This is a genomic window from Aeromonas sp. QDB68 (assembly GCF_027707405.1).
GTDB classification, from domain to species: Bacteria; Pseudomonadota; Gammaproteobacteria; order Enterobacterales; family Aeromonadaceae; genus Aeromonas; species Aeromonas caviae.
The window spans coordinates 1-5,758 of sequence record NZ_JAPCIQ010000103.1 but is presented as its reverse complement, the minus strand read 5'-3'; the positions used below and the strand labels follow the sequence as shown (position 1 = coordinate 5,758).

Here is a 5,758-nt window from a genome sequence, read left to right as displayed (position 1 = left end):
CCTACCTGTTCAACCGGGGCGACGGTCAGGACGTCATCCGCGACTACGACTACTACAGCTACGGCAAGACGGACCAGCTCGTGTTTGGCGCAGATGTTAGAGCCGACCAACTATGGTTACAGCAGATAGGTAACAATCTGAAAGTTAACATCATAGGTACAACTGAATCTGTCACAGTTGAAAACTGGTATTCCAACTCGGTTTACCACGTCGAGCAATTGAAGAGTGGTGACGGTAAAGTATTACTCGATACCCAGGTAGAATATCTCGTCCAAGCAATGGCGGCTTTCACCCCGCCAGATGCTGGCCAGACGACATTACCGCAGAACTATCAGGATCAGCTATCAGCCGTATTGGCTGCCAACTGGAAGTAAGTTTGTCTGGATCTCCAGAATAAACAATGCGCGGAACATTGCAGATCATGTGATGTTCCGTTTTTTACTTTCGGTGCCAAGCGACAAGAACCCCGGTCGGTCATTGAACCATGACAAAACATAACGTTGCTGAGTTAAGAGTCGATTAAAATCAGGATCAGATATTCTCACATCCCGGTCTGGGATAGTTTCCTTGTGACCATTCAGAAGACAACGCCATCCCCAGGCCCAATAACCTCGGATCACAGCCCAATGGTCTAAATGACTGCGGCTCGGCGGCCCAAACTGCCATGTGGGTACACAAAACGGCTTCATCGCAAAAAGGATATCAAACCCCATCTTCCCTGCTAATAACGCCTGTATCCGTTGATTTTCTTTTTTCCAAACTGCGGTATTCAGGGCTTTTTTACCGGGATCCGACTCTGCACCATGGTGTAATAAACAAATACTGAGTTCAAATGTTTTACTGTCGGTCGCAAAAAGACCGTCTTTCCAACCTGTCTTATCAAAGATTTCAGCTTTGAATATAGAGAATAATTCGCGATGTAGCTGCCGGTTTCTGATATCCCAACCGATTATTAGCAGCATATGATATATCGCGGTGGCTACGGCTTCTGTTTGCTCCCTGTCATCCTGCATTTTTGCCCGATGCCAGTATAAAACCAGTACCGAGAGCGCATCCAACGTACCTCGTCGTAAGAGGACATCGGCTTTAAAATTTGAATAAGGGATCCAGACAAGTGGCGCGCCTAAGCGATCAGTCCCAGATCGCATCACGATGGACTGGATAGAGGGGTTTAGAAGGCGAAGATACGACTCAGCTTTAAACTTCTCTGAATTTAGTTTTTTTAAAATCAACCATAACGGATGAGTTAGTTCATGCGCAGACCCTTTTGCCAGTAAATCGACCGCCATGACCAGCTTCTTCTGCGGTGTATTTTCACCCACTGCATATCGACGCCATTTGCCCGGATAAACGGTGCGCAGATCCTGCACATGAAAATGTTCCGGCTCTATCTGCCTTTCTGCCTGATAGGCCGTATCAAATTTTAATTCCCGCGTTACGCCGGTATACCAATAACGAACCCGGAAGATATCCACTGCATGACGAGGCTTACCTGATTTACCCATTCCGCTTTCTCCTGTTGCAGCGAAACCACTGCAATGCCATCTATTTATAGATATTTCAGTTGGTTAAGCATTAACAATACAGTCAGAATTCATGAAAATCCTATGGGATGGTGGATTTTTTTCTGAATTGCTAGGCTATAAACACTTTCCATGACTGACAGTGACCCATGCCACCTTTAGATGAATTGACCTCGGAATTAGAGGCCGTATTAACGGAGCGTTACGGATTGATGTTGCCGAGCCGAGTGTTGTGGAAACTATTGGGGTATCCGTCAACGGATGCCTGGCGAAAAGCCATTCAGCGAAAAACGATCCCGGTCCCGATTTTTAAGATCCCAGAGCGTAGTGGTTATTTTGCCTTATCGCGAGATGTGGCGGTTTGGATCGCAAAAGCCAGAATGAATGTCGAAGAGAGCACTGAAGGAGGTTCACCATGCGACTGAAATAATCAATAAAGACATTAAATTTTCATCGCAGAGCATTAGAAAGACAAAAGCCCGAGGTGGCTGCCTCAGGCTTTCGCTGAATTTAGTCAAGTGCCCACCTGACTATTTCATTGTCAATCTGACCGATGATCTCGTCAAGTCATCCCTCTGCAATTCTCATCATTTTTATCGTGGCAGACCTGAAAACGTCTGCCTGCGAGGGCTTACGACAATGAAACTACCCACTGACAAATTGCGGCAAGTGATCCGTCTGATTCATGATGAAAGTAATACCAATCGGGTGATCGGTATTACGGCTGGCGTATCACCGAATACAGTTAAGAATGTACGGGACTTACTCCGGTTTAATCACAAAAACTGGGATGATCTGAAAGCGCTGGATAATGACACGCTGGATAAAATGCTCTGGGGAGAGACCAAGAAAGCAACGATCCGCAAACCACAACCGGATTGGCCGTTGATCCATGAAGAATTAAAGAAGCGGGATGTCACACTGGAACTACTCTGGGATGAATACCGGGAGGTTGTCCGCAATGGGGTTTCGTATGCGCACTTTACCCGAAACTACAAAGCCTGGTTGAAACGTTGCAAACTGAGTCTACGTTTTGTGTATCAGCCCGGCGAGATGTTATTTGTCGATTTTTGTGGCAAAACCATGCCGATCATTGACCCTGATACCGGTGAAATCAGTCAGGCGCAGATTTTTGTCGGAACGCTGGGTTCCTCCGGATATTTGTTCGCAACCGCTGTTCCGAGCCAGACGATTGCTAACTGGCTGCAAGCCCATATCCGTATGCTGGAACATATTGACGGGGTTCCGCGATATATCGTGCCAGATAATCTGAAATCAGCAGTAACAAAAAACACTCCGACCAGTGTTCAACTGAATTCCGCGTATATAGAATTCGCAGAACATTACGAGTTTATCATCTTGCCTGCTCGTCCGCGAAAACCGCGAGATAAATCACTGGCTGAAGTGGGCGTTCAAATCGTACAGCGCTGGGTGCTGGCCCGGCTTCGGCATCAGTCATTCTTCCATATTGAAGAACTCAATCAGGCGCTAGCGTTCTGGATGGGAAAGCTCAATGCCAGAGTCACACGCACCTATCCCAAAAGCCGGATAGATCGCTTTAAAGAGCAGGATCGTCAGGCATTAAGACCTCTCAGCCATGAACGTTATGCTTATAGCCAGTGGCGTCATCAAGTCCGGGTTGATGAATTTTATCACGTCCGTTTTGGCGAGCGGCACTATTCAGTTCCCTATACATTGACGCATCAGTTAGTGGATCTCCGGGCCAATGAAAACCAGCTGGATATCTATTTTCAGCGCCGAAAAGTGGCCACACACAGCATTGATAAGACATCAGGATTTACGACCGATCCCAATCATCAGCCCTCACATCATCAGCATCATTTTCTGGATACACAAGAAGCATTACTTCAATGGGCAGAGGACATTGGTCCAGCCACATCGGAATTTGTAAAACGAAATTTTCAGGAGCGGCGGGATTTTGCCAATGGACTGAAAGGTGTCCGGGCATTACGGCGGGCAGTGCGCAGAGAAGCATGGACTGATCGGCTGGAAGCCGCCTGTCAGTACGCGTTAGAACGGAATATTCTGACCTTTGAACGTCTCAATTCCATTTTAAAGCATGAACGCTACAAACGAACACAACCTCAGGTTACAACCACACCGGCGCATGAAAACCTGCGGGGTGCCGACTATTTCAGCCTTCTAGATGAGGAGAGTGAGCAATGCTGAGTCTGACCACTACAACGCAAAAACTGATCGAGTTGGGTTTGCACGGCATGGCCTCGGCCTTAGTGAAACAGCAAAATCAACCGGAGAGTATTCAGATCCCATTTGAACAGCGACTCGGTTTGTTACTGGATGAAGAAATATCTAACCGGGATAACCGGCGGATCAGCCGGTTACTGAAACAAGCTAAATTACGTTACAATCAGGCCGTACTGGAAGATGTGGATTATCGCAGCAGCCGCGGATTAGATCGGTTTCAGCTCCAGACATTAGCCTCGTGTGAGTGGATGAAACAGAGACAAAATCTGATCCTGACAGGCGCAACAGGCACAGGTAAAAGCTGGCTGGCCTGTGCGTTTGGTCAACAAGCATGCCGGTTGGGTATTGCCGCCTATTACACGACTGCGACCCGTTTGTTTGAGGAATTAAGCCTTTGTCGAACCGATGGAACATTAGCTAAAAAGCGTCGCCAGCTTTCCAAACTACCTTTGCTGATCCTTGATGACTTAGGGATTGGAGGGATCGATCCGCAAATCGGGCCAATATTGCTGGAAATTTTCGATCAACAATCACAGGAAGGGGCATTAATCATCACCAGCCAGTATCCACCGGAAAAATGGTATGACTTGTTTGGTGACCCGACAATTGCAGACGCCATATTGGATCGCATTGTTCATCGGTCTCATAGTATCAATTTGAAAGGTGAATCGATGCGCAAAGTCAGGGCAAAAAAGGAAGAGAAATAATAAAGGCTGTTTGCGCACTTGCGAGTGCGCAACTGAATGCAAACCGGTGATCACTTCCAATGCAACTGAGTGTGCAAGTCGAATGCAAACAACCGATCAGTTGCTATGCAACTAGGCGATCAGTTAGATGCAATTTTGCAGGATGGCGCCGATGCGGGGAAATTCGCTGGGTTGCTCGCCGCCAAGGCAGAGGGTCTGGGTCTGCTCTACCTGGGCGAGGAAGGCGGGAATGGCCTCGATGTCCACGGATTCGGGTTCAAATCCGGCCAGTCCCAGGATGATGGCCTTGCCGGTGCCGTGCCCCTTGCCGGTCTGGCCCAGTGAGCCGTAGCACTCGACGACGACGCGTCCGGTACGGGAGAGGAGTGCGTTCGCTTTGAGGGTCTGGATGAAGGCGCAGGCGGCCCGCATCGGTCCCACGGTATGGGAGGAGGAGGGGCCTATCCCGATGGAAAACATGTCGAAGACACTGATCATGACGTACTCCAATTATGGATTTCGTCTAAACATTGTAAATTTTTTGTAGTCGTTGAAAAGGGGGGAGATAGCGGGGTGTGATGGCGGTAGGGAAATGGGCGCGGGAGAGACGCGCCATGGGGGAACCGCTCGGCATCCCATGGCGCCCGTGATACATCAGTCGAGGAACTCGCACAGATAGGCGGAGGCGATCTTCACTTCCAGCTTGAAGGAGGAGTGACCGGCCACGTCGAAGGATTCTCCCTGCTGGTAGGTGTGCCACTCATCTTCGTCGGCCAGCTGGATGGTGAGGGCGCCCTTGATCACCGTCATGCGCTCCGGGGCGGCGGTATTGAACAGGTACTCGCCCGCTTCCATCACACCAACGGTAGCTTTCTCACCTTTTTGCTCGAAACCGATGGATTTAACATTTCCGTCAAAATACTCGTTAACTTTCAGCATCTTTTCTTCCCTGTATGCACGTTTGCAGAGCCAACGTAGCACACTGTTTTGGATGTTGTCATGGTAAAAGGAGCAAAAACAGCCGTGTCTATTTTGAGGCTTTACTTTCTCATAAAGTTATCAATGCATTTCGTTAACGGATTCTGATGTAAAACGGGGAGCAAATATGAGATAAAGCGCACCGCCAGAGCAATGGAGAGGATTTGACGCTCTGGGTGGTCATTTACGCTGTAAAAGTGTGAGTAATTGCTAAATAAAGGAACATTCTGTGTTAACAAAAGGATTAATCAAAAACATCGGCTTCCAGGGGCCTTGTTGCTCAAATCGGGGAACTATCTGTCATCTCGGTGATCTGATCCTGTAGCGCAGTCTCCGAGAGCATCA

Annotated in this window: 5 protein-coding genes and 1 pseudogene; 3 read left to right on the top strand and 3 right to left on the bottom strand. The window is 48.4% G+C overall.

The annotated features are described in order from the left end of the window. Positions 1–374, top strand: a 374-nt coding sequence (locus PG892_RS19335) for a calcium-binding protein (RefSeq protein WP_270825712.1), incomplete at its 5' end; no start/stop codon positions are given. 45 nt (positions 375–419) lie between these two features. Here the strand turns inward: PG892_RS19335 and PG892_RS19330 are convergent. Next, complete coding sequence (locus tag PG892_RS19330; protein ID WP_270825711.1) at positions 420–1,505, bottom strand: hypothetical protein; 1,086 nt, start codon at positions 1,503–1,505, stop codon at positions 420–422. A gap of 402 nt (positions 1,506–1,907) precedes the next feature. Here PG892_RS19330 and istA point away from each other — a divergent pair, with 402 nt between their 5' ends. After that, entirely contained in the window at positions 1,908–3,713 is a 1,806-nt protein-coding gene (gene istA / locus PG892_RS19325) for an IS21 family transposase (RefSeq protein ID WP_270825710.1), read from the top strand. Continuing rightward, positions 3,707–4,456 carry an IS21-like element helper ATPase IstB gene (istB, locus tag PG892_RS19320; protein ID WP_270825709.1) on the top strand — a complete coding sequence of 250 codons (750 nt, stop codon included), beginning with the start codon at positions 3,707–3,709 and terminating at the stop codon, positions 4,454–4,456. Before istA ends, istB begins: the two co-directional genes overlap by 7 nt. A 132-nt stretch (positions 4,457–4,588) precedes the next feature. Here the strand turns inward: istB and PG892_RS19315 are convergent. Further along, positions 4,589–4,933: pseudogene (locus tag PG892_RS19315) on the bottom strand (serine dehydratase beta chain); the annotation flags it as partial. Positions 4,934–5,089: 156 nt separating this feature from the next. Beyond that, positions 5,090–5,374 (bottom strand): pyrimidine/purine nucleoside phosphorylase, encoded by a 285-nt coding sequence (ppnP, locus tag PG892_RS19310; protein ID WP_010674653.1) that lies wholly within the window; start codon positions 5,372–5,374, stop codon positions 5,090–5,092. Positions 5,375–5,758 lie beyond the last annotated feature (384 nt).

Coding starts and splice junctions, on each gene's coding strand:
- PG892_RS19330 (WP_270825711.1), bottom strand. CDS start 1,505: ATGGGTAAATCAGGTAAGCCTCGTCATGCAGTGGATATCTTCCGGGTT.
- istA (WP_270825710.1), top strand. CDS start 1,908: ATGTCGAAGAGAGCACTGAAGGAGGTTCACCATGCGACTGAAATAATC.
- istB (WP_270825709.1), top strand. CDS start 3,707: ATGCTGAGTCTGACCACTACAACGCAAAAACTGATCGAGTTGGGTTTG.
- ppnP (WP_010674653.1), bottom strand. CDS start 5,374: ATGCTGAAAGTTAACGAGTATTTTGACGGAAATGTTAAATCCATCGGT.